At 40.0% G+C, this 25,061-nt stretch carries 18 protein-coding genes; 11 read left to right on the forward strand and 7 right to left on the reverse strand.

The features are described 5' to 3' along the window. The first annotated feature begins 152 nt into the window (after positions 1-152). The 4 genes from QQS39_RS05420 (at position 153) to QQS39_RS05435 (ending at position 2,202) form a co-directional block, all read left to right on the forward strand. Positions 153-395: a type II toxin-antitoxin system ParD family antitoxin gene (locus QQS39_RS05420; protein WP_109373939.1), complete on the forward strand. Its 243-nt coding sequence runs from the start codon at positions 153-155 to the stop codon at positions 393-395. Continuing rightward, positions 388-681 carry a type II toxin-antitoxin system RelE/ParE family toxin gene (locus QQS39_RS05425; protein ID WP_285805514.1) on the forward strand — a complete coding sequence of 98 codons (294 nt, stop codon included), beginning with the start codon at positions 388-390 and terminating at the stop codon, positions 679-681. Before QQS39_RS05420 ends, QQS39_RS05425 begins: the two co-directional genes overlap by 8 nt. Before the next feature lie 348 nt (positions 682-1,029). Then, positions 1,030-1,236, forward strand: coding sequence for a YbfA family protein (locus QQS39_RS05430; protein WP_036912074.1), 207 nt, complete (start codon positions 1,030-1,032; stop codon positions 1,234-1,236). A 222-nt stretch (positions 1,237-1,458) separates the two neighbouring features. Beyond that, complete coding sequence (locus QQS39_RS05435) at positions 1,459-2,202, forward strand: type 2 GTP cyclohydrolase I (protein ID WP_151434570.1); 744 nt, start codon at positions 1,459-1,461, stop codon at positions 2,200-2,202. A gap of 80 nt (positions 2,203-2,282) precedes the next feature. Here QQS39_RS05435 and QQS39_RS05440 read toward each other — a convergent pair whose 3' ends face one another. The 6 genes from QQS39_RS05440 to QQS39_RS05465 form a co-directional block, all read right to left on the reverse strand. Then, positions 2,283-4,355, reverse strand: a complete 2,073-nt coding sequence (locus QQS39_RS05440) for an SWIM zinc finger family protein (protein WP_285805515.1) — start codon at positions 4,353-4,355, stop codon at positions 2,283-2,285. Further along, complete coding sequence (locus QQS39_RS05445) at positions 4,352-5,506, reverse strand: VWA domain-containing protein (RefSeq protein ID WP_160230070.1); 1,155 nt, start codon at positions 5,504-5,506, stop codon at positions 4,352-4,354. The genes QQS39_RS05440 and QQS39_RS05445 overlap by 4 nt, the downstream gene beginning before the upstream one ends. Further along, a complete protein-coding gene (locus tag QQS39_RS05450; RefSeq protein WP_285805516.1) occupies positions 5,493-8,075 on the reverse strand; it encodes a DUF5682 family protein in 2,583 nt (860 codons plus the stop codon). Before QQS39_RS05450 ends, QQS39_RS05445 begins: the two co-directional genes overlap by 14 nt. A 99-nt stretch (positions 8,076-8,174) precedes the next feature. Next, the gene (locus tag QQS39_RS05455) at positions 8,175-9,284 is read right to left on the reverse strand and encodes an ATP-binding protein (RefSeq protein WP_151434574.1); all 1,110 of its coding nucleotides are present in this window, start codon (positions 9,282-9,284) and stop codon (positions 8,175-8,177) included. Positions 9,285-9,309: 25 nt separating this feature from the next. Further along, positions 9,310-13,038 carry a DUF4132 domain-containing protein gene (locus QQS39_RS05460; protein ID WP_285805517.1) on the reverse strand — a complete coding sequence of 1,243 codons (3,729 nt, stop codon included), beginning with the start codon at positions 13,036-13,038 and terminating at the stop codon, positions 9,310-9,312. A gap of 379 nt (positions 13,039-13,417) precedes the next feature. Continuing rightward, positions 13,418-14,548: a multidrug effflux MFS transporter gene (locus tag QQS39_RS05465; protein WP_285805518.1), complete on the reverse strand. Its 1,131-nt coding sequence runs from the start codon at positions 14,546-14,548 to the stop codon at positions 13,418-13,420. A 101-nt stretch (positions 14,549-14,649) separates the two neighbouring features. Here QQS39_RS05465 and QQS39_RS05470 point away from each other — a divergent pair, with 101 nt between their 5' ends. Then, a complete protein-coding gene (locus QQS39_RS05470) occupies positions 14,650-15,411 on the forward strand; it encodes an AraC family transcriptional regulator (RefSeq protein ID WP_285805519.1) in 762 nt (253 codons plus the stop codon). A gap of 81 nt (positions 15,412-15,492) precedes the next feature. Here QQS39_RS05470 and QQS39_RS05475 read toward each other — a convergent pair whose 3' ends face one another. Continuing rightward, complete coding sequence (locus QQS39_RS05475) at positions 15,493-16,776, reverse strand: citrate synthase (protein ID WP_151434578.1); 1,284 nt, start codon at positions 16,774-16,776, stop codon at positions 15,493-15,495. A gap of 622 nt (positions 16,777-17,398) precedes the next feature. Here QQS39_RS05475 and sdhC point away from each other — a divergent pair. From sdhC to odhB, 6 genes are all read left to right on the forward strand, one after another. After that, entirely contained in the window at positions 17,399-17,779 is a 381-nt protein-coding gene (sdhC, locus tag QQS39_RS05480) for a succinate dehydrogenase cytochrome b556 subunit (protein WP_129586864.1), read from the forward strand. Then, positions 17,773-18,117, forward strand: a complete 345-nt coding sequence (gene sdhD, locus QQS39_RS05485; protein WP_285805520.1) for a succinate dehydrogenase membrane anchor subunit — start codon at positions 17,773-17,775, stop codon at positions 18,115-18,117. Before sdhC ends, sdhD begins: the two co-directional genes overlap by 7 nt. After that, a complete protein-coding gene (gene sdhA, locus QQS39_RS05490) occupies positions 18,117-19,883 on the forward strand; it encodes a succinate dehydrogenase flavoprotein subunit (RefSeq protein ID WP_023581183.1) in 1,767 nt (588 codons plus the stop codon). The genes sdhD and sdhA overlap by 1 nt, the downstream gene beginning before the upstream one ends. Positions 19,884-19,917: 34 nt before the next feature. Further along, complete coding sequence (locus QQS39_RS05495) at positions 19,918-20,634, forward strand: succinate dehydrogenase iron-sulfur subunit (protein WP_006537662.1); 717 nt, start codon at positions 19,918-19,920, stop codon at positions 20,632-20,634. A 244-nt stretch (positions 20,635-20,878) separates the two neighbouring features. Further along, positions 20,879-23,683, forward strand: coding sequence for a 2-oxoglutarate dehydrogenase E1 component (sucA, locus tag QQS39_RS05500; RefSeq protein WP_285805521.1), 2,805 nt, complete (start codon positions 20,879-20,881; stop codon positions 23,681-23,683). A gap of 13 nt (positions 23,684-23,696) precedes the next feature. Then, positions 23,697-24,902 carry a 2-oxoglutarate dehydrogenase complex dihydrolipoyllysine-residue succinyltransferase gene (gene odhB, locus QQS39_RS05505; RefSeq protein ID WP_196570392.1) on the forward strand — a complete coding sequence of 402 codons (1,206 nt, stop codon included), beginning with the start codon at positions 23,697-23,699 and terminating at the stop codon, positions 24,900-24,902. Positions 24,903-25,061 lie beyond the last annotated feature (159 nt).

A 25,061-nucleotide genomic window follows, 5' to 3' on the forward strand; every position in this document is an offset into this window, starting at 1 on the left:
AGGGTATTTTAAGATATAAAATTCTCTATTTATTAAATAATACCCCAAAATTGGTTTTCGATTTTGGGGTATTTTTTTATGGTATTAACTGGCGAAAGAATAAATTTACTGCTAATGTTGTATTACTAAGTAATACAATGCAGGAAGGATTTATGGCTCGAGTAACTAGTGTGACTTTGGGTGAACACTTTAATGGCTTTGTTGGTGAAATGATCAACTCAGGACGTTATGGAAATACCTCTGAAGTAATAAGAGACGCTTTACGTATGATGGAAATCAGAGAAGAACGGATCCAAATAGTTCGTAAAATGGTGCTAGATGGTGTGAATTCACCAGAAAGTAAAAATAACATGGATGATATTTTTGCAAGAGCTGAAAAGGATTTAAATGTATAAACTTTCTGAGTTAGCAGAAGAAGATATTTATCAAATTGCGTGTTATACCATACAGCAATTTGGTGTAATTCAGGCAAAGAAATATCATGATGACTTGAAACGGACATTTGAGCTATTTGCTAGCGCACCCTGGATTGGGCGAGAGTGTAGTTGGGTGTGTAATGGTATGAGACGATTGGAGTTTAAAAAACACTCAATCTATTATCTACCAAAGAATAATACCTTATTTATTGCTCGCCTTATTCACCATTCAATAGATGTTGATTCTCTTGATTTTCCTGAATAAATATTTAATTATTCACTGTTCAATATATTGTTCATCATAATACTATTTAGCAGTAAATCCCCATTCTGTAATATTCAACTTCTCCTCACTGATTTGATTTTTTTCCTTTCTGATAATATATGACAGAAATTATTTATTGCTAACTTAATTAAGTAAAAATATCGATCTCATTTTGTTAACAATTATGTCATTCATGTTTCATTTTTGTTTCTATTCTGAAATTTAATTACATATCAAGCAAAATAAAGGTGATTTTTCGCACGAATTAAGTGGTCTGATCAGTAGTAAAATTTCATCAAATGAGGTAAAATTTCAGTCATCAAATTAATCTCTATACAGGAGAGCACTATGCCAGCTTATAACGAATATACAAAAAAACATGTTTTAGCCCGTCGTACTGGTGCTGTTGCGCTAGGTGTTGTGGCATTTCCTGTTATGATTTTTCACCCTAAACGTGCACAATTTTATAGCTATATACACCGTGTATGGTCTAAAACAAGTGATAAACCCGTTTGGTTGGCAAAATCAGAAGTGGCACTAAATAGTCACAAATAACAGAATATTAAGATAACGCCTGCAAAAGTAGGCGTTATTTTTATCCCTCTTTAAGTACGTTGCCGGTGCTACCTTCTTGTTTTTCCTTATCTGCAAATAATCTTCCGTTTTTACGTTACAATAAACAGTAATGAGTCATTTAAACGACGGCCATTAATTTATTGCTATTTATCCTATTGTTATATAAATAGTGGCATTCGTGATAACAGGGAAATAAATGAAATGAAGAATACTGATCTGGAATTAGTGATTAATGAAAAATTAAGCATCGAAAATTTTCAAGATTATGCACCTAATGGACTTCAAGTCGAAGGACGCCCTCATATTCAAAAAATAGTAACGGGTGTAACGGCAAGCCAAGCATTACTTGATGAAGCTGTGCGATTAAACGCTGATGCAATTTTAGTACACCATGGTTACTTTTGGAAAAATGAGCCTGTTGTTATTCGTTCAATGAAGCGCAACCGCTTAAAAACATTACTTTGCAATGACATTAATCTTTTTGGTTATCACTTGCCGTTAGATGCTCACCCAATCTTAGGTAACAATGCTCAGTTAGCGTTAAAAATGGGCGTTAAAGTTGAAGGTGAAATATTACCATTAGTGCCTAAAGGTGTGTTCGACTTACCTTTAACCCCTCTTGAATTAAAAGCTCGTTTAGAAAAAGCGTTGCAACGCAATGTATTACATTGTGGTGATAATGCACCGGAAACTATTCGTAATATTGCTTGGTGTACAGGCGGCGGACAAGGCTTTATTCAAGATGCTGCAGAGCAGGGGATGGATGCTTTTGTGACAGGTGAAGTTTCAGAACAGACTATTCATATTGCAAGAGAAATGGGCGTTCATTTTTTCGCAGCGGGACACCATGCGACAGAGCGTTATGGTATTAAAGCATTAGGTGAATGGCTTGCTCAAACTCATCACTTTGATGTGACATTTGTTGATATTGATAATCCAGCATAAGCCTATTTATTTTTATCTTATAAGCTATCTCTCTAATTAAAGAGAGATAGCTTTTACTTTTTAATACTTCTTACTACTTATTACTCATTAAGCTGAATGGGTAATGGGCTTTGTAATTGTTGCAGATTATCGCATAGCCAAATTAACTGTAATAAAGCCTGAGGATCTCGTGTTGTTAATCTCAGATAACGAGCTAATTGGTCGGCAATTAATGTCATTCCTAAATCGTCAGCAGTATGTTTGCTTATTTCTAACTGCTCTTTTTGCATTTCAGAAAGTAATTCTCTCCCAGTACATGCTTGGGCTTCTAATACTGACAAAATAGGACGGCAAAACTTTTGTGCTAATGTTGGTTCACTGTGATGCATTGCTGTTTGTTGCTTACGTTTAGCCATATATTCTTGAATACGGCTAATAAACTCTGATTGTTTTTTCTTGCGCGGAAATTGGTCAAAATCAAGATAAAATAGTTCAATGCCTTTTGTCGTTTTAAGCCAAATGGTCGTTGGCAATAAATCTATATTTAAATCACGTCGAACAGGTTGCACAGTGACTGCGACTATCTCTAATTCTCGCTTAGTGAGATAACGTAATTCTTCCAGATTATTTTGCATTGTTCCTTCCCAGTAAAGACGTAAGAAGGCTGAATTGTCATGATTATCTGAAACATCCCAAATAACGCATTGCTCTATTTCATACCAAATTAATGGCTTATAGCTTTTGATATGTAAGACGAGAGGAGAAAGAAATCCTTCAGGTTGATTAGCAAAATAGTCTGGCAACTCTTGCCAATTGTTGATCCCTAATTCAGTTTGTAGGGTGCGATAATCCGTAATATCAAGAAAATCAGTTTGGTTTTGTGCAAAGCTTTCGCCAATAGTCGCCAGTTTTCCTTCATCAGAAATACGAGGCTCTTGTAATAAAAAAGGGCGACGCATTAATTTATCGGATGTTTGTTTCCATAACGATAAACTATTCCAAACACTATAACGGTTAAACAGAGTATCAAGTTGATTAGGGCGTGCTTGTGTCGCTTGTAAGAGCTGTTTCTCTTCTTTATCCCAGAAGGTAAAAGTTGCGCCTAATGCACCACTTTGTGCTGTCCACCAGTTTGCACCGACAGGAATAAGCGAGAGACTCATTTTTTTATCGTCATATTGACGACGAAGTTGTCCTCGTAACATTTTTAACTGTTCAGGTGTCGCATTGGTCAATTGGAATAGATAAGCTGAAATATGAGCTAACAAGCGCAAGACATTGCTTTCATCCATCGTGAAATGTCTTTCTGCCAATAGTTTGACTTGGGTGCTTAATGTTCGTAAATAAGACGCTAAACGAGGTAAACCTTCTGCTCGAGCCGACATATTTAATAAGTGCAACTGTGTGGCAGTGCTTAAGCTGATATGTGATAGCCCTTGGCGCAACAAATCATAAATAAATTGTTCAACCGTCGTAATTAACGCGGACTCTTCTTCATTGAGAGCGCGCTTTGAAGATTGCACTGTGATTAAATCTTCAGGCCAACCCCATGGTTGAGCATGTTGTTCAAATATTTTAGCCACAATAGCGAGATGGAATGCTTTTTTCTGTGAGTCAGAAAAAGGCGATAACATGCCATCGTAACCACTACCTTGTAAGAAAATAACCGGCTCTTCAACATCAGGGAGTTTAATTTTTAACTGTGTTCCTGTGTCTTCTAAATTTAATGTTGTCGTTTCCCATTGCTCAACTAATTTAATCGCCACACGACAGGCGGGTTTTCCTGCTTTTTTGATTAATGCTTCCGGATCAAGCGCCAATAGCGTGGGTAACAGAGGGGCGATTTCGATAGGTTCAATAATGGCTTCTGAAGATGTTTCACCACTTTTATCGTCATTTGAATTATCAGCACTATTATTGGCTTGTAGCCATAAAACGGCCGCTAAAATGTGTTTACAACACCCTGATGCAGAACAATCACAACTGGCTTGTTGAATACCTGCTTCGTGTAAAACAACATTTTGCCCATCACTACTGAACTGCCCTGTGTCAGCATCAGTGAGTGAAACTTTTTCGTTATCAACATCTTTTTTTGCGCGTCTTAATAATCCTGCATTAGCAAATACAGTGAGCGCATCTTCATCGTAATGAAAGTAAACAGTTTGCCAACTCATTGCATTACCTCTGCCAACCATTGTGCGAAATGTTCAGGTGTTAACGCTGCAACTTGCATGCCTCTGTCTGCAAGTTTTTGTGCAATTGCAGAGTCATAAACAGGTTGAGCCTCATCATCAAGAGCCGCAAGCCCTAATAATTTAACTTGTTGGCTATTAAGGCGCTGTGTGCAATCTAATAAGCGATTTAAGGAGCCACCTTCTTCAAAGTCACTAATAAGTGAAATAACCGTGCGTTTAGGATTTTTAACTAAGCTTTCGCAATATTGCATTGCACCTGCAATATCCGTACCGCCCCCTAATTGTACTGTCATTAAAACTTCAACGGGATCGTCTGCTAAGTGCGATAAATCGACAACTTGGGTATCAAAAACCACTAAAGAGACATTAACCGCCGGTAAAGAAGCTAAAATACTGGCGCAAACAGCGGCATACATAATTGAGCTAGACATTGACGCACTTTGGTCAACACAAAGAATGACATCCCACGGAAAATGCTGTTGCATCCGTGAGTTAAAATAAGGTGTTTCAATCACTAAGCGACGATTTTGGGTATCGTAATGTTTTAAGTTTGCAGCGATGGTTGCGCGCCAATCAAAGTTGCGACTGTTAGGTACCAAAGAGCGTCTAAAGCGATTACGACGTCCCGTTAATGATTGGCGAAAGTTATTGCGAATTTGGCGCAAAATATCATCAACCACTTGACGAATAATGGTTTTAACCGCATCTCGCGTTTCTTCACTCATTCGCCCACGTAAGCTTAATAATGTTTTAGCTAACGCTTTTGTTGGCTCCATCGCTTTTAACGTATTGGGATCTTTAAGAAAACTACTGATTTGATAACGCTCAATAGCTTGTGATTGCATTCGTTCAAATGTGCTATTAGGAAATAGCTTACGAGCTTGATTTAGCCAGTTTACCGCAGTAAGTTGCGATGCATCGAGTGATCCATGACGTCCTCGTTCTTGGCGAAGACCTCTGCGTTGATATTCTCGGCGATAGAGAAAGTCGAGTGTGCGCTCCACTTTTAAATCATCGGCATTAAAAGTCGCTTGTCCAAGAGCATCATCAGCATATTGACCTAAAATCAGACGCCAGCGTTTTGCTTGTTTTATTTTATCTTCAGGCATATCGTCATTATGCTGACTCATGAGTCGTATCTCCTTTCTCTATTTTCTTAGCATCAAACCAAGAAATCATGCCTTGTTCCATTATTCGCTGCTGTAATTTTTGATTGAGTTTAGTGGCTTCAAGCATCTGTTTAGCACTAAATTCTGACTGCCACAAAGATAACGCTTGCGTATCTAAACCAATATCATTGGCAATATATTGTGCAAGCTCTGCATTTTGTTTGGGATTAAGTTGGCTAAAGGCAAAACGCAGATCAGGTAAGATCTGAATAAATCGTTCTTCATCCCATTGTTGCAACAAGGTGTTTAAGTGATCGACTAATAACGGTAGGCGGATCACCAGCTCTGGTGCAGTTCGCATCATACCGACGAAATAACCAATGGCATGCTCGGGAGAACTGCCTATACTAAAGGTTGTATTTAGCGCGGTGACCAACGTATTTTCGTCAATATATGAACCTAAATAACGTAATGCATCTACCGCACCTTTTAATAAAGGCACAGCATCTAATTGACCATCAAGGCGATTGAGTTGCTGATAGAAATCACTTTTATAATCATGCTGATTATTGAGTGATGGCATAAATTCAATCAATTCACGCAAAGAGAGCAGAGCTTGTAAATGGCTTTCTTGCTGTTGCTCATCACCTTGAGCCAGTTGTTCTAAACAAAAGAAAGCTTGTGGAATAACTTGATGTAGGCGATTTTCAAGTGAAAGTTCATCAGTAATATCAAGATATTGGCGACCCCGCCATAAATGGATCAGTTTATGTCCACATTGAGTGAGTGACTCAAGACGAAAATCTTGCTGAATATAGCTATCTAATAGTTTAAAGAGTGATGGTATGCGCTGGTGAAGCCCTATTAATGCCGCTTGGATTAATAACGTGACCGCACTCTGACTTGAACGGCTTTGTCCTTGTTCTTCGAGCTGTTTTTCCATTGATAACAGCTTATTTAGGGCGATGGCTTCAAGTTGAGAGCCTTTCTCTGATAATGAAATTAGCTCGCCTTCCACATTGGGTGTCCAAGCGTATTGCCACTCTTCAAATAGCAGATCTAATTGATGACCAGAAAGAAAATCAGGGCCATTAACACGGTGTGCAAAATGGATCTCTAAGAAGGCTAATAAGTGTAAAAAGCGGCTTCTTAATCGGTGCTGCGGATTACGGTAAACATCACATTTAGTGGTTTTTGCTAATGTATCATCTAGCTTGAAGCGAAATGCTCTTGCGCGCTCATAAGTTTCATTGACTAAAGGCGGGGTTGCCGTACCTAATGGAATTTTACCTAAGAGATAGCCTGAAAAGCAGGTTTTAATTTCAGCCCATAATTCGCTTTGGCTATCATCTAAACTGCCCTTAATAAAGGCACTTTGTAAACCATCAAGCAAGTCATAGCGACCTGTACCTGCGTGATCTCTTAGTAATGCGAGTCGTAAACTCTGTTCAGCCGCGAGTTTTACAGCTAAATAGCTAGGGGGATTATCAAATTGTTTTTCTCTGATAGCCTGAGCTACCGAGCTTAGAAAAGCGATCCCCATTTTATTGCGATAAACTTGAGTTGGCTGTTTTGCCGCATCATTATGCTCTAATTTATCATGATGTTGTTGCATCAAACTTTGCCAAGCTTGTTGATAAAAGGCGGGTGATGGCATGCCTGAAGCATAGCCATTAAGTGCATCTAATCTGTCAAAACTATAGCGAATAAGCCAAGCTTGCTCTTTTTCACCCATTTTTTGCATTTTAGTGAATTGCTTTTGTTCTGTGCTAGGAATGGCGAAAGAGTGAGGTTGTGAATGCGCTAGACCTTCAATTAACGCAAGGGTATGAAATCCGCCCGTGACGATTAAAATCTTTGCATTCGGCTCTTGGTTTTTGATTGCCTGAATATGAGTGAGCATATGCGCTTCACGTTGTGAAGATCCCTCAGATTCAAGTACTTCAGGTTCATAATCAAGGCGCGCAAGTGCGCACCAAATAAAGGTGTCATTAAACAGTGTTTGCCAATCCGCTAAGGCTTCGATACTGCGTAATTCAAAAAGATGCTCCCACACATCATCATGATCACGACAGTGGCATTTTTTGGCTAATTGCGCGATAAACTGGCTATGTGCTAAATAACGTTCTTTTTGTAAGCTACGACTTTGTGAGTCGCTATACTCTTCGTTATTAATTTGTGCTGCCCAAGGTAAATCGATAAAACGTGTTTTGGCATTGATGCGCAAACCACCTCGCAAAGCTTGCCATTCAGGTGAATATTCACAAAATGGAAAATAGGCAGAGTGCAGTGATTTTTCTCGCTCTTCTTGGTTTCCATCATTATGCAAATACTCTGCTTGTCCCATAATCGCAACGGGAGGTAGAGTATCTTTATCTGTTAGGCTAGGAATAAGCGAATTAAAGGTATCTGGACCTTCAATTAAAATATAATCAGGTTTTACAGAATCAATTAATGATAAAACCGCATAAGCACAAGCAGGACTATGGTGGCGTATAGGGGCAAAATAGAGATGTTGTTGCTGTAACGACGTCCATTTCAGTCGTGCTTGGTCAATTCTTTCTGGCAAAGGTATTGAAGGTAGCGTCACCGTGTCGATCCCTTTTCTGGGTGAAAAGGCAGAGTGAGTTAACTCTGCCTTTAATAGGTAAATAACGTATTTTAATGTGTAGCCACGAGTCTTAGCGTTTTATTGCCAAAACTCTTTTGATGCATCAAAGAAAGCTTTCCACTCTTTACTATTTCTTGCTCTCTCTCTGGCTACGTTGTCCATGTAATAACGAATACGCTTAATATCATCGGCATTGTCTTTTAATACAACACCGATTAATTGACGGGCAATAGCACCTGCATTCATCACACCATCACCTAAATAATGCGCTTCTAAGGCACAAGCATAAGCAATGTTCACGGCTTCTGCGGTTGACATAACTGCATCAGGGGTTTTGATATTGCCGCCATCTTTCGTATTACCTGAACGTAACTCTTGGAATGTTGTGACCAGTAACTCCACAACTTCCGCGGGTGCAGTGATTTCATTTGCTAAAGCGCCTAATTCATTCTCAAGCTGTGATTGGATCAAGCTAATTTCAAAGGCAGGATCACGAATAGGTTTCACCGTTTCAAAGTTAAAACGACGCTTTAATGCGGCTGACATTTCATGAACACCGCGATCACGTAAGTTTGCTGTACCAATAAGGTTAAATCCCGGTTTTGCACTAATACGTGCACCATCACCCATTTCAGGGATCATCAATTGTTTCTCTGACATCAAGGAAACCAGCACATCCTGAATTTCAGGAGGACAGCGGGTTATTTCTTCAAAGCGAACAATTTTACCTTGCAACATACCTTGATAAAGCGGTGATCCCACTAACGCGCGTTCTGTTGGACCTTCTGCTAATAGCAATGCATAGTTCCAAGAATACTTAATATGATCTTCTGTTGTGCCAGCAGTACCTTGGATAGTTAATCCTGAATCACCACTGATGGCGGCAGCAAAAAGCTCTGAGAGCATTGATTTTGCTGTACCCGGTTCACCAACTAGCATTAAACCTTGTTTACCCAATAATGTGACAATTGCACGATCAACCAATGCATCATCGCCAAAAAACTTAGGTGTGATGCCTAATGCATCATCACCTAAAATAAATTGGCGTACAGCACGAGGAGAGCGAAGCCATCCTTGTGGTTTAGGATTATTAGCATCAGCTTTTGTTAAACGCTCTAACTCTTGGGCAAATCGAACCTCAGCGCTTTCCCTAATTGCTTGTTGATCTGCGGGTGCTTTTTTAGCCATATTCTTTCCTAATTATCCCTATTTTTTACCAAGGTGTTTTCTTTTCCCATTCAGGATCAAATCCTGCACAAGCTTCAGCGACTTTTAGATAATCGGCATAGCTTTCTGCTAATAGAATAGGAGGTACATCTTTTAGTTCAACATTATTGCGATCCCAATAATCTTGCTGATTTTTTTCGAAACTTAAATCAAATAAGACCGCTGGAATGTTTTCTTCTGGTACATAACTACCACTGAAACCGATATTGACGTAATAGTTTAAACTGGAGAAGAATTTGTAATAGTGAGAGAACGAGCCACCATCTTCAGCTGGTCCACGTTGATAGCCCATTTTGGTTAAAATGCCACGTAGTGTGAAGGTATCTGTGATCCAACCTTTTCTATCTTCAATCTCAGTCAGCTTTAGATCTAACTCAGGGATTTTATGTTCCATTTGCGAGAACAAGAATTTCACTTTGTAATCTTTGAAATGAGCTATCCATGCTTTACGCTCATCTTCATTAACCAATGCAGCATGAGCAAGCTGGATCAACGAGTCGTTTTGTAAAGTCACTTCATCATCTTCTAGATCAAGTAATGCACCGTCATCAGAAGGGCGGAATGTATTGATAACTTTGCCATCTTTTACTTCTTGCCAAACCAGTTGTTCAATCAGTTTATGCATGATTGGGTGAGCTAAAATATATTCTTGCCAATCCGCACTTAACCACTGACGTTGAGCGCACATGGCTTCATATAAGCGCACACTTTGTAGCTCAATAACTTGTTTAAGTTCTTTTTTACTTGAAGTGAAGAGTTTTTTCGCTTCTTTGATAAGCTCTGCATCGTCATTTTTACGCGCCGCAGGTAAGGCTTTAACTTCTTTGCCTTCAGGATTAAACAAGACCAGTTTTTGTTTTGCATCCATCTTCGCGGTAAAGATACGCTCGCCATACTCTAGTACTAATGTACCCGTATCATCAAAGCCAGCCGTTGGGATCGTTCTATCCGCTAATTCATCAGAACTCCAACCATTACGTTCAGCAATTTGCGTGACTAAATTACGTGCTTTTTCTTGAACCGATGCGGTGCGATAACGGCGTGATAATGAAAGAAGAAGCTGAATGATAATTGGATCATTGCTTGACGCTACAGCATCAATCATGGCTTCAATTTGCGCACGGCGCTGATAGTGATCACGCATATAGTTACGTAATACAGATACCGCAACATGACCCTCAATACCGCAAATCAGGGCAAGCATACCTTTATCACTAATGGCAGAGCCTAAATAACGACGTAGCACCTCGTTTTTAATCTCTTCAATTACTTGCTCTAAAGTATAGGTTTCATATTTAGCGTAATATTCAGGATAACGTTTAGCCCAATCTTTATATTGTGTTAAGCGAGTAGGCGCATTTTTTTGTGCTTCTAGCATAGCTTCTTCAAGCGTCGGCCCTTTAATATCCTGAGCCACAAAGGTATGCAGAATAAAGCTGGAAAGTTTATGTTGGCTATCGGTAGAAAGTAGCCCGATATAACGTTGTAATAATGCGTTTCCTCCCGGCATTTTTAGTTTGACTGCCAGAATAATCCACCAACGAATAATCGCAGGATCAACCGCTTTTTTGTTTTCCCACGTTAATGCAGGAATAGCATCAAAGTTAAACCAAGCAAGGCTTGCTGGTGCTTTGGCTTTAAGACCTTTTTCAGCTTCAGCTAATAGGGTTTTTGGTGATAAATAACTTGAGATATCTTCACCAAGTTGCTCTAACGCTGTTAATAAAGAGGCTCGAACGACTTCGCGTTTCTCTTTTTTCAATAAGGCATTCAATGCAGGTAATGAGTCAGGATTTTTTAACCGAGCCAACCACTCAATCGCGGTCACGCGAATTTCTTGTTTCGCAGAAGATAAACCTTCTTGAGCGCTTGTATGAATATTTGGCAGTGTCTCAAGTAAATTCTGCGCTGAAACGCGGTGCATTTTATTTTCACCCAATGCCAGTTCCATAATTCGAGGCACGAATTGTGCTGGAATGGTAGGGAAACGACCTAACACTTTAATGCCTTGTGAAATTTCAAACTGGCGATAGCGACGCTCGCTTTGACTTGGCATCAAATTCAGCGCTTCAGCAATATAATCTGGATGCTGAGAGAAGAAAGGCCAAACTTGCTCTGGTCTACGGAATCGTTTTAAACCATCTTCATAAGATTCTAAACATAATGCAGCCGTTAGGCGGGTGGCATTTTTAAAGTTACAACGTTGCAGTACATCTTCAAGATGACGCAATTCAATATCACTAAATAAGCGCTCAGGAATTTCGCCATTAAAATAGTGAGAAGAGAAGTGATCGGCATGTTGGCGATTATTAACTATGACACGCACAGCATGGAACAGCGTATATTCAGGCAAATTCAAAACACGGTTTTTATGTTTAATGATTTGAATTTCATTTGACTGAATAGAGCCTTGTCCACTATTCAGTTTATCTACTATTGCACGGCACTGTTTTTCATCAATTTTATTTAAATCTTTTAAATGGCGCTGCGCCCAATTATAAGTGTGTTTAGCCGTTTTATTTTCTTCAATTTCACGTTCAGCATTTTCTTTGGCTTTAACCAAGATCTCATTGAAGTTATTGACCATCATATCGCGAACGCTATCAGGTAATGGTGTATCTTCTAATGGAGTAAAATCAGGAGTCTCAATTGCTTCTACGGTATTGGCATCTTCTGCAACATTAAAACGTAGTAGGGCGCTTTCAATACTTTTCATTACCGCTTTTGAGGTTTCATGTTTTAACGCTTCTTCAAGTACATCGCGGTTTTCACCTTGGCGTGCAAATAAATCGGCTGCTTGAGTACGCTGTTTTGGCGTACCATTCATTAAAACATGGGTAAGATTTTCTTTAACAATTTCAGGCGGTAAAGTGACTAAAATTGGCTCTGCGGTTTTTTTAACGGTTTTTAAGCTGCTGGTGGCAAGTAACACAATAATGTCTGCAAAGGTGTCACGTAATACGGTGTTTTTATTGAGGTAATTAATTAACTCAACTAAACCATTTGCTGACATTTTTTCAATTAATTCTGTTCTAACAAACTCTTGATGTGAAAGTAGGTAGTCTTTTAAATCACTTAATTCATAAATACGCTTCAGATTAGTTGCATAGTATTCAGAAATATCTTTTCTATCAAACACAGCAAATAAGGCATTTTCACCGGCAATATTCGCTTCTTGTTCCACCATATCGGCAATAAATGCCATATTCCAATGTTTACGGTGTTCTAAGTTTAGATTACGCGCATTTTCATAGGTGTTATAAAATACGTCAATCAGCAGATAAAGCACCCAAGATGGCACTTCTTTTGTTGTTATTTTGATATTGATATCTTGGCAAGCAGCTGCCAGCACTTTTCCGTAACGAGCCACTTGTTCTGCTGAAAAACTATCACCAACTTTGGAATAGAGTTTGTGTCGTGCATTTAGCCCTTGCGTGATAATTTTACTGTATTTCCCTGTATTTACGTTATGTGCATACCACCACTCTAACGTACCGGGTTTATCAAAATAAACGGCCGCTTTTGAAGCATCCAGCTTGTTTAATTCAAAAAGCACTTCAGGGTTTTCACCTGTAAGGACATAATTTAATGCACGTTTAGGTAATCCTTCATCGAATACAGCAAGTAATACGAGGGATTCTTGGAGGTGCTTTTCAGTAATTGCGACGTCTTTTTTCCCAAAAATTGGGAAAATGTCTAAGATTTTTTTTATCACGCCAGTTCCTTAAGCTATGTATGGATAAACAGTTTTTTTTACCATGAAATAGCAATGTGAACAATTTGATTATCACTATCATAAATAAAAATAAGAGGTGTTATTGGGTAAATTAATAGAGGTAAACGCTAAAAAATCTAACTGAACTTTATTAATATTCAATTTGGCTTTATATAAATAGGTATATCAGGAAAAAGTGCTGAAAATGAAGAAATGAGAATAAAGGTGTTTTTTGTTGAATTTAAAAAGATTAAGAATTGTCTGCCTAGCAATATAAGCGTTAACCCTTAGCTAAATTGATTAAAAATTAACAGTAAAAACGAAACTTAATATTGCTAGAAAAAATCCCGTACTTTTCATTTTGTACGGGATAAATTTATTATTTTGTCGTTTGACGAGAAAAAGAGAGTAGCAATGATCCTAGACTACAAATCAATAAAGTGATTGCTAAACTTTGTCCCCATCCTGCCAGTGCAAGCCCACCACCAATTAATAAATAATAGAATAAGCCTAATAATGCCCCTGCAGTACCTAATCTGTCTTTATATTGTGCTAAAGCCGTGGCTAAAATATTTGGAATAGCAATACCATAAGCAACAACACTCGTCATCATTGGAATAACAAAGCTAATATGGTTACGTAATAAATAAACGCCCACGGCACTGATTAATGCAATAAAACTCGCGAGTAAAACTAACTTTTCACATTGCCAATGGTGGTTTAATAGTGCTTTATTAATATAAGAGCCAATACCAACACCTATTGCTAATACAATACCACTATAACCAAAGGTACTTGCGCTATAACCTTGTTTATCAAACATAAAAGGAGCTAACTGATAATAAGCAAAGAGACTGATATTAAAAAAGGCAATTAATAATACTGTTTTAGCAATTTGCTTATCCTTAAGCATTTTTATTGCAGTTTCTCCTAACGGTGCTGTTTTTACTGTTTCAGGGCGACTTTCAGGTAAAGCAAAAGTACTCCATAACAGTAAAATCATAGCAAGAAGGGCAAGCCCACTAAACACACCTTGGTAACCAGCATAACTCACTAGTAATGAACCACTTAGCATCCCAATTGCGGGGCTTAGGGCGATAGCTGCTCCCATAACAGAGAAAACTTTAGCCAGTTCATCACCACTGTACACATCACGCATAATGGTTTGTGTGCCGACCGACCCTACCGCAGCACCAAAAGCAGAAAGCATGCGTAGCCCAAGTAATACAGAAAAGTCGTTGGTCATAAAAACGCCAAGGCAAGCAAGAGCGTAAATAAACAATCCAGCTAACATTGTCGGACGACGACCAATGACATCACATAATCGACCCCATATAATGACGCCCAATGCAAACGCAAAGAAATAGAGCGAAAGTGTTTGTCCAGCCTCGTTTGCACTAACATGAAAGCCGTTCGCGATATCGGTAAGTGCTGGGCTATAAATGGTTTCTGCAATTTGTGGAAACATCATTAACGCAATTGCTAACCATAAAGAGAGTTTTTTGTTCATCTTTTTATCCTACATCCTTAAAACTTGATGAGCAGAATACAGAGATAATGAATGTCTTGTTATAAACATAAAGACATATTATTTTTCAAATAGGACAAGTGATGGCTTGGCTTAATCAATACGACCACTTTGTGCCAGAAGAGCATCTTGCATCAGTCGTTGGTATTGCGGCAGAAATGGGAAAGCACGACTCAGGATTTCATTCTCATGATAGAGGGCAGTTATTATTTACGCAGTCAGGGTGTATGCGAATTACTTTGGCTTCTCGCGTTTCTGTATTACCTCCCATGAGGATTGCGTGGATCCCTCCAAGACTTGAGCATCGAGTCGAAATGTATGCCTCTGTTGGATATCGTTCAGTTTATGTTAGTGAAAAATTCCATGATAATTTTCCAAGTGAAAGCGAGATCTTGACGATTTCACCTCTTTTACGCGAAATATTAGAACGAATTTCTATTGCTGATTTTGATACTCAGTGGGAAGAAGGGCGTTACGCCAATTTATTAGCTGTTTTCTTTGATGAAATCGCTCAGGCACCGCGGCAATCCAATCATTTATTTATGCCTAAAGATAGACGGCTAAGTCGTTTATCCTTTGATGATTTACCGCCTGCATTACAAGAAATGGCAAAATATGTGGGGGCGAGTGAAAAAACGATCACACGCTTATTTTACAAAGAAACGGGATTAAGCTATCAACAATGGCGTCAACAATGGCGGTTAATGAAAGCGATTGAATTATTAGCTACCCAGCATCGCTATATTGATATTAGCCAGATATTAGGGTTTGCCAGTGACAGTGCTTTTATTACCTTTTTTAAAAAAATGACAGGGCAAACACCGCAAGAATATTTGAAAAACTGATGAGATTTTATTGGTATTTTTAAAATATAAAGCCCCGATTTAAAATGGGGCTTAGCAAGATAACTAATTAATAAAAATCAATTATTTCTTTTTAATTTCACTTTTGAAATTACGCTCATCATAACCAGTATAAAGTTGACGAGGTCGTGCAATTTTCAGACCATCTTCGTGCATTTCATTCCAGTGAGCAATCCAACCAATTGTACGTGCAATAGCAAAAATAACCGTAAACATATTGGATGGAATACCTAACGCTTTAAGGATAATACCAGAGTAGAAGTCAACGTTAGGATACAGTTTTTTCTCAATAAAATACGGGTCGTTTAGGGCAATACGTTCTAATTCCATTGCTACTTCAAGTAAGCTGTCATTGAGGTTTAATTCTTTTAACACTTCATGACAGGTTTCACGCATTACTGTTGCACGAGGATCGTAGTTTTTGTAAACACGATGACCAAAGCCCATTAAACGGAAGGAGTCGTTTTTATCTTTTGCACGTTTAATAAATTCAGGAATGTGTTCAACCGTTTTGATCTCTTCCAGCATACGTAGACAAGCTTCGTTAGCACCACCGTGAGCCGGTCCCCAAAGTGACGCGATACCTGCTGCGATACATGCAAATGGGTTTGCACCAGAAGAACCCGCAGTACGTACAGTTGAGGTTGATGCATTTTGCTCGTGATCTGCGTGAAGGATGAAAATTCTATCCATTGCACGTTCAAGTACTGGATTAACAACATACTCTTCACAAGGTGTTGCAAACATCATATGCAAGAAGTTACCTGCATAGGAGAGGTCATTTTTTGGATAAACGAAAGGTTGGCCAATCGAGTATTTGTAACACATCGCTGCCACTGTTGGCATTTTTGATAGCAGGCGATAAGCCGTGATATCACGGTGAACTGGATTACTGACATCCAATGCATCGTGATAGAACGCAGCTAAAGCACCTGTAACACCACATAATACTGCCATTGGGTGTGAATCACGACGGAACCCATTGAACAGTCGGGTGATTTGTTCATGGATCATGGTGTGACGAGTTACTGTGGTTTTAAATTTATCGTATTGCTCCTGTGTTGGTGCTTCACCGTACAGCAGGATATAACAGACTTCCAAGTATGTTGATTCAGTCGCTAATTGCCCGATAGGGAAACCACGGTGAAGTAAGATACCGTTATCACCATCAATAAAAGTAATTTTTGATTCACAAGAGGCGGTTGAGGTAAAGCCGGGATCATAGGTGTAATAACCTTTGGAGCCGAGAGTACGAATATCAATAACTTTGGAACCGAGTGTAGGGGATAGAACGTCCAAGTCTACAGATGTTTCAGCAATCGTTAGCTTAGCTTTGTTATCAGCCATTTATAATCTCCTTAGCGCTTATATGTCTCCTAACAATATCGAGGTATCTTCATAAAGATGCACTTCGATAGTGAAACTATAGTTGATGTAAGGTACCCAGCCGAGTTTTATTTAATGCCCGTAATGTCTAGGTCTATAGTGTGTCACTTATGTTAAGGAGCTTTTGATGTTATGTTTTTTTAGGTGCTTTTTTATGCAATGCACTTAGAATTAGTACTGCTATCACTTTTACATAAGTTTGAGGTTTCTGGAAGCGTGTTTGCGCACAAAAAAAACATAAACATTAAAATAATGCAGTAAATGTAATAAAAATGTTGTACATGTGTCAAAAATGATAATCATTTTTGCATCAGATGTATTAAATAGTGATCCTTCTCACTGTTCGAGGCAAATGTCGGGCACACAAGTTGTGTGGTAATTGTAATAAGTTTGTGAAGCACTTATACTGCGCGCAGGTCTCCGGAACCGTTGTTGTATGGAGAACCAGCGTAACGAATCCACACTTTTTGTAAAATAGACGGATTTAACATTTTACTTAAAATGTGCCTTTGTACCCCATTCGCTGTTTGATTTCCATCCAGGTCCGGAGGAAGGAAAAATTATAAAAGCTGTGTGGGCATAAATTGTGAAAAAACAAAGACCTGTCAATCTGGATTTACAGACGATACAGTTTCCACTCCCTGCTATCGCATCGATCTTGCATCGTGTCTCTGGGGTTATCATGTTAGTCGCAGTTGGCATCTTACTGTGGTTACTTGGCACCTCTCTCTCCTCTCCTGAAGGTTTTCAGCAAGCCGCTGAAATTATGACTGGCTTCTTCGCGAAATTTATTTTGTGGGGCATCCTAACCGCATTGGCGTATCACATTTGTGGTGGTATTCGTCATATGTTAATGGACTTCGGCTTTATTGATGAAACCTTGATTGTGGGTCGCAACTCAGCGGCTGCATCAATGGTTATTACCGTTATTTTATCAATATTGGCGGGGGTATTAGTATGGTAAGTAATTCTTCTACTTTAGGCCGTACTGGCATACAGGATTGGTTATTCCTTCGTGCCTCAGCCATTATTATCGTTCTATATGTTCTTTATCTTGTGGGATTTATTGCTACAACAGAAATAACCTATGAGGTATGGCGTGGGTTCTTTAGCTCCTCCTTGACCAAAGTGTTCACCATCTTGACCTTGCTTTCTATTCTTATTCACGCGTGGATCGGAATGTGGCAAGTGTTAACGGATTATATTAAACCGCAGGCATTACGCCTGACTTTACAACTGATTATCGTTGTTGCGCTGTTGGTTTATCTTATTTATGGAACAATTGTGGTGTGGGGTGTGTAATGAATCTGCCAGTAAGAGAGTTTGATGCTGTTGTTATTGGTGCAGGTGGTGCTGGCATGCGTGCCGCTTTACAGATTTCTCAAATGGGTCTGTCTTGTGCGCTGATTTCTAAAGTTTTTCCTACTCGTTCTCATACTGTTTCCGCTCAAGGTGGTATTACTGTTGCACTGGGTAATACCCACGAGGATAACTGGGAATGGCACATGTACGATACCGTAAAAGGTTCCGACTATATTGGTGACCAAGACGCTATCGAATATATGTGTAAAACTGGTCCTGAAGCAATTTTAGAGCTGGAACATATGGGACTCCCATTTTCTCGCCTAGATGATGGTCGTATTTATCAGCGTCCATTTGGTGGTCAGTCAAAAAACTTTGGTGGCGAACAAGCTGCACGTACAGCTGCTGCCGCTGACCGTACTGGGCACGCATTATTGCATACCCTTTATCAGCAAAATTTAAAAAACCATACAACTATCTTTTCAGAGTGGTATTCACTGGACTTAGTGAAAAACCAAGATGGCGATATCGTTGGTTGTACTGCAATTTGCATCGAAACGGGTGAAGTCGTTTATTTCAAAGCAAACGCTACGATTTTAGCAACTGGCGGTGCAGGTCGTATTTACCAATCAACCACAAATGCACATATCAACACAGGTGATGGTGTGGGTATGGCGGTTCGCGCAGGTGTTCCACTGCAAGATATGGAAATGTGGCAATTCCATCCAACGGGTATTGCGGGTGCGGGCGTATTAGTGACCGAAGGTTGTCGTGGTGAAGGCGGATACCTGTTAAATAAAGACGGTGAACGCTTTATGGAACGTTACGCACCAAATGCCAAAGACCTTGCTGGTCGCGATGTGGTTGCGCGTTCTATTATGATCGAAATCCGTGAAGGTCGTGGTTGTGATGGTCCTTGGGGTCCTCATGCGAAATTAAAACTCGATCATCTGGGTAAAGAAGTTCTTGAGTCTCGTTTACCGGGTATTCTTGATCTTTCTCGTACTTTCGCCCACGTTGACCCAGTTAAAGAACCTATTCCTGTTATTCCTACTTGTCACTATATGATGGGTGGTATTCCAACAAAAGTAACGGGCCAAGCTATTCGTGTGAACGAGAAGGGCGAAGATGTCGTTATTCCTGGGCTGTTCGCAGTAGGCGAAATTGCTTGTGTATCTGTTCATGGTGCAAACCGCTTAGGTGGTAACTCACTATTAGACCTCGTTGTATTTGGTCGTTCAGCAGGGGTTCACTTAAAAGAGTCACTGATGGAACAAGGTACAATGCGTGATGCGAGCGATTCTGATGTTGAAGCCGCATTAACTCGCTTAAATCGCTGGGAAAACAACCGTTCTGGTGAAGATCCTGTTGAAATCCGTAAAGCACTGCAATCTTGTATGCAACATAACTTCTCGGTATTCCGTGAAGGTGATGCTATGGCAAAAGGCTTAGAAGAACTGAAAGTGATTCGTGAGCGCTTACAAAATGCACGACTGGATGATAATTCAAGCGAGTTTAATACACAGCGTATTGAATGCTTAGAATTAGATAACCTGATGGAAACTGCTTATGCCACTGCGGTATCTGCAAACTTCCGTACAGAAAGCCGTGGCGCTCATAGCCGTTTCGATTTCCCAGAACGTGATGATGCGAACTGGTTATGCCATACATTATATCAACCGCAAACCGAAACAATGACACGACGTGAAGTCAATATGCAGCCAAAACTGCGTGAAGCTTTCCCACCAAAAGTGCGTACATATTAATTAGCGGTGTTATTGAAGTTGCGGAGACTTAAATATGAAACTTGAATTTTCGATTTATCGTTATAATCCCGACGTTGATAATGCGCCGCATATGCAAGATTACACCCTCGAAGTTCCTGAAGGGCGTGACATGATGCTGTTGGATGCATTAATTCAATTAAAGGAAAAAGATCCTACCTTATCGTTCCGTCGTTCTTGTCGTGAAGGTGTTTGCGGCTCTGATGGCGTGAACATGAATGGTAAAAATGGTTTGGCTTGTATCACACCTATTTCATCTTTACAGAAAGGAAGTAAGAAAATTGTGATCAGACCGTTACCCGGTTTACCAGTAATTCGTGATTTAATAGTGGATATGACTCAGTTCTATACACAGTATGAGAAAATTCGTCCGTATTTAATTAATAATGGCAAAAATCCTCCTGCTCGTGAGAACCTACAGTCACCAGAACAACGTGAAAAGCTTGATGGACTTTATGATTGTATCCTTTGTGCTTGTTGTTCAACCTCTTGCCCGTCATTCTGGTGGAATCCAGATAAGTTTATCGGGCCTGCTGGATTGTTAGCGGCTTATCGTTTCTTGATTGATAGTCGTGATACAGAAACTGAATCTCGTCTTGATGATCTTAACGATGCATTCAGTGTATTCCGCTGTCATGGCATTATGAACTGTGTCAGCGTATGTCCTAAAGGGCTTAATCCGACAAAAGCGATTGGTCATATTAAGTCAATGTTGTTAAAACGTAGTGCATAAAATAATAACCGCCCTAAAATAGTTAGGGCGGTTAATGGAAAAACTAAGTTAGACGTTTGCGGTAAAAATAGTAAGGCGCCTTTAAACACTGTAGACAGTGCTTAAAGGTTCCTTGAGAGCTAAAGCTCCATATTTAAAGAACCTGCGAGATAGCGGGTCATAAGAGAACCTTGCAATCGACACCGTTTAATCACGGTATTAGTTATCCACGGCGAACTAAAGCTGTATAGCTTAAGGGATCATAATGCAGAACGGCGCAATGAAGGACTGGCTAGAATCAACTTTTCTAGCAGGAGAGAATCAGTCTTACATAGAAGATATCTATGAAGATTACCTAACTGACCCAAACTCTGTTGACGAAAGTTGGAGAGAGATTTTTCAACAACTGCCCGCAAGTCAAGGCATAGAACAGTCGCATTCTCAAACCCGCGACTACTTCAGACGCCTCGCAAAAGAATCCACTCGATATCATACCTCGGTAAGCGATCCGGCAATGGACTCAAAACAAGTTAAAGTTTTGCAGCTCATTAATGCCTTCCGTTTTCGTGGTCACCAAAATGCTAATCTCGACCCACTTGGTTTATGGAAACAAGAATCTGTTCCAGATTTAGATCCTGCTTTCCATAATCTAACTAAAGAAGACTTTGAAGAAACCTTTAACGTCGGTTCTTTTGCTATCGGCAAAGAAACGATGAAACTAGGTGATTTATATGAAGCACTGAAACGCATTTACTGTGGTTCAATCGGTGCTGAATATATGCATATCACTAACACTGAAGAAAAACGCTGGATCCAACAACGTCTAGAATCAGTGAATGTTGCAGACCAATTCACTAAAGAAGAAAAGTTACGCTTCCTGACAGAGCTAACGGCAGCCGAAGGTTTAGAGCGCTATTTAGGTGCAAAATTCCCAGGTGCAAAACGCTTCTCTTTAGAAGGTGGTGATGCATTAGTTCCGATGTTAAAAGATTTAATTCGCCATGCGGGTAAACAAGACACTCGTGAAGTGGTTCTTGGTATGGCGCACCGCGGACGTTTAAACGTTCTGGTTAATATCCTAGGTAAAAAACCGGCTGATTTATTTGATGAATTTGCGGGTATTCATAAAGAGCATTTGGGAACGGGTGACGTTAAATATCACCAAGGTTTCTCATCTGATTTTGCAACTGAAGGCGCTCAAGTTCACCTTGCATTAGCCTTTAACCCGTCTCACTTAGAGATTGTTAGCCCAGTTGTTATCGGTTCTGTTCGCGCTCGTCGTGATCGTTTAGATGAAGCGCGTAGCAATATGGTGCTTCCTATCACTATTCATGGTGATGCGGCTGTGACGGGTCAAGGTGTTGTGCAAGAAACGCTGAACATGTCTCAAGCGCGTGGCTATGAAGTTGGCGGTACAGTTCGTATTGTTATCAATAACCAAGTTGGTTTTACGACTTCAAATCCAAAAGATGCCCGTTCAACGCAATACTGTACTGATGTTGTGAAAATGGTTCAGGCACCAATTTTCCACGTTAATGCAGATGATCCTGAAGCGGTCGCTTTTGTAACTCGCTTAGCATTGGATTTCCGCAATACCTTTAAACGCGATGTGATGATTGATCTCGTTTGTTACCGTCGTCATGGTCACAACGAAGCGGATGAGCCAAATGCGACTCAGCCTCTGATGTATCAAAAAATCAAAAAACATCCAACTCCACGTAAAATTTATGCGGATAAACTGGTTGCCCAATCACTGCTTGATGCCAATGATGTGACTGAACTAGTGAATCTCTATCGTGATGCGCTGGATCGTGGTGATTGTGTTGTCGAAGAATACCGCCCAATGGGTCTGCATTCTTACACATGGGAACCGTATTTAAATCACGAATGGAATGAAGAGTATCCACATAAAGTAGAGAAAACGCGTTTACAAGATTTAGCGCGTCGTGTGAGTACCGTTCCTTCAGAAATCGTGATGCAATCTCGTGTTGAGAAAATTTATGCTGACCGTGCCGTTATGGCTGAAGGTGAGAAACTACTCGACTGGGGTGCCGCAGAAACATTAGCGTATGCGACTTTAGTTGACCAAGGTATCACCATTCGTCTTTCTGGTGAAGATGCGGGACGTGGTACATTCTTCCATCGTCATGCCGTTATTCATAACCAAACAAATGGCTCTGTTTATGTGCCATTAGCCAATGTTCATAATGCTCAAGGACAATTTAATGTCTGGGACTCTGTATTAACAGAAGAAGCAGTACTTGCATTTGAATATGGTTATGCCACAACAGAACCTCGTGGATTAACGATTTGGGAAGCACAATTTGGTGACTTCGCAAACGTTGCTCAAGTGGTTATCGACCAATTTATTAGCTCTGGTGAGCAAAAATGGGGTCGTATGTGTGGTTTAGTCATGTTATTACCACACGGTTATGAAGGCCAAGGCCCAGAGCACTCCTCTGCACGTTTAGAACGTTATCTGCAACTGTGTGCAGAACAAAATATGCAGGTTTGTGTGCCATCAACTCCGGCTCAGGTTTATCATATGCTACGTCGCCAAGCGTTACGTGGTATGCGTCGCCCACTTATCGTAATGTCACCAAAATCACTGTTACGTCATCCATTAGCGGTTTCTGAGTTGGATGAATTAGCAAATGGTAAATTCTTACCTGTCATTGGTGAAATGGATGATTTAAAACCTGCTGATGTGAAACGTGTTGTGATGTGTTCCGGTAAGGTTTACTACGATTTATTAGAACAACGTCGTGCTAATGAGCAAAACAACGTTGCCATTATTCGTATTGAACAACTGTATCCATTCCCACACGAAGATATTGCGCAAATTCTCGCACCTTATGCTCATGTAAAAGAGTTTATTTGGTGTCAAGAAGAGCCACTGAATCAAGGTGCTTGGTACTGTAGTCAGCATAACTTCCGTGATGCTATTCCTACAGGCGCAACATTACGTTATGCAGGACGTCCTGCATCAGCCTCTCCAGCAGTTGGTTATACCTCTGTTCATCAGGAGCAACAAAAAGCTCTGGTTGAAGATGCACTGAAAGTTGAATAAATAAGGATAGAAAATGAGTAGTGTAGATATTCTAGTACCGGATCTCCCTGAATCAGTTGCTGACGCATCGGTCGCAACTTGGCATAAAAAACCTGGTGATAGCATTCAACGCGATGAAGTGCTGGTTGAAATCGAAACAGATAAAGTTGTTTTAGAAGTACCTGCAAGTGAAGCAGGTGTTTTAGAAAGCATTCTTGAAGAAGAAGGCGCTACCGTTGGTTCACGCCAATTACTAGGCCGTATTCGTTTAGGTGATAGCACTGGCATTCCTGCTGATGTGAAACCTGCTCAAGATAGCACGCCAGCACAGCGTCAAAGTGCTGATATTGCTGAAAAAGGCAATAATGATGCTTTAAGTCCAACAGCGCGTCGCTTAGTGGCTGAACACGATATTAACCCTGCTGATGTGAAAGGTAGTGGTGTAGGTGGGCGTTTAACTCGCCAAGACATCGAAGGTCATGTTGCGAATAAATCAACTTCACAACCAGTAGCAGAAGCTCCTCAAGCACTGTTATCTCACCGTAGCGAAAAACGTGTACCAATGACGCGTTTACGTAAACGTGTAGCAGAGCGCTTATTAGAAGCGAAAAACACCACTGCAATGTTGACAACGTTTAACGAAATCAACATGCAACCAATCAAAGATCTACGCGCCCAATATGGTGAAGCATTCGAAAAACGCCACGGTGTACGTTTAGGCTTTATGTCTTTCTATATTAAAGCAGTTGTTGAAGCACTGAAACGCTATCCAGAAGTTAATGCTTCTATCGATGGTACTGATGTGGTTTATCACAACTACTTCGATATCAGTATTGCAGTATCAACACCGCGTGGTCTGGTAACACCAGTATTACGTGATGCGGATGCAATGAGCATGGCGGATATTGAGAAAAACATCAAAGCGTTAGCGGTAAAAGGTCGTGACGGTAAGTTAACTGTTGAAGACTTAACAGGTGGTAACTTCACTATCACAAATGGCGGTGTTTTCGGTTCATTAATGTCAACTCCGATTATCAACCCACCACAAAGTGCCATTTTAGGGATGCATGCAATTAAAGATCGCCCAATGGCAGTAGATGGTCAGGTTGTTATTTTACCAATGATGTATCTGGCTCTGTCTTATGACCACCGTTTAATTGATGGTCGTGAGTCTGTCGGTTTCTTAGTAACCGTTAAAGAGATGCTAGAAGATCCAGCTCGTTTATTACTGGATGTTTAGGTAATAAATATCGCTTTTAGGCAGGAGATGCTCCTCCTGCCTACTTAGCAACAAACATTAGCATCAAAGAAGTACAGTGTGTTCGTGAAGTCAGATTTCTCTGGCTTATAGTCAAAAAAATAAGAAAGCCCGACTTTCAACAAGATTATGGATAGAACA

Origin of the sequence: Proteus appendicitidis, from assembly GCF_030271835.1 — a bacterium.
Classification (GTDB): domain Bacteria; phylum Pseudomonadota; class Gammaproteobacteria; order Enterobacterales; family Enterobacteriaceae; genus Proteus; species Proteus appendicitidis.

Excerpts from the sequence above, each read along its gene's own strand:
- QQS39_RS05430 (WP_036912074.1), top strand. The coding sequence starts at position 1,030 with ATGCCAGCTTATAACGAATATACAAAAAAACATGTTTTAGCCCGTCGT.
- QQS39_RS05435 (WP_151434570.1), top strand. The coding sequence starts at position 1,459 with ATGAAGAATACTGATCTGGAATTAGTGATTAATGAAAAATTAAGCATC.
- sucA (WP_285805521.1), top strand. The coding sequence starts at position 20,879 with ATGCAGAACGGCGCAATGAAGGACTGGCTAGAATCAACTTTTCTAGCA.
- QQS39_RS05465 (WP_285805518.1), bottom strand. The coding sequence starts at position 14,548 with ATGAACAAAAAACTCTCTTTATGGTTAGCAATTGCGTTAATGATGTTT.
- sdhD (WP_285805520.1), top strand. The coding sequence starts at position 17,773 with ATGGTAAGTAATTCTTCTACTTTAGGCCGTACTGGCATACAGGATTGG.
- QQS39_RS05420 (WP_109373939.1), top strand. The coding sequence starts at position 153 with ATGGCTCGAGTAACTAGTGTGACTTTGGGTGAACACTTTAATGGCTTT.
- odhB (WP_196570392.1), top strand. The coding sequence starts at position 23,697 with ATGAGTAGTGTAGATATTCTAGTACCGGATCTCCCTGAATCAGTTGCT.
- QQS39_RS05495 (WP_006537662.1), top strand. The coding sequence starts at position 19,918 with ATGAAACTTGAATTTTCGATTTATCGTTATAATCCCGACGTTGATAAT.
- QQS39_RS05425 (WP_285805514.1), top strand. The coding sequence starts at position 388 with ATGTATAAACTTTCTGAGTTAGCAGAAGAAGATATTTATCAAATTGCG.
- QQS39_RS05440 (WP_285805515.1), bottom strand. The coding sequence starts at position 4,355 with ATGAGTTGGCAAACTGTTTACTTTCATTACGATGAAGATGCGCTCACT.
- QQS39_RS05455 (WP_151434574.1), bottom strand. The coding sequence starts at position 9,284 with ATGGCTAAAAAAGCACCCGCAGATCAACAAGCAATTAGGGAAAGCGCT.
- QQS39_RS05445 (WP_160230070.1), bottom strand. The coding sequence starts at position 5,506 with ATGAGTCAGCATAATGACGATATGCCTGAAGATAAAATAAAACAAGCA.
- sdhA (WP_023581183.1), top strand. The coding sequence starts at position 18,117 with ATGAATCTGCCAGTAAGAGAGTTTGATGCTGTTGTTATTGGTGCAGGT.
- QQS39_RS05470 (WP_285805519.1), top strand. The coding sequence starts at position 14,650 with ATGGCTTGGCTTAATCAATACGACCACTTTGTGCCAGAAGAGCATCTT.
- QQS39_RS05475 (WP_151434578.1), bottom strand. The coding sequence starts at position 16,776 with ATGGCTGATAACAAAGCTAAGCTAACGATTGCTGAAACATCTGTAGAC.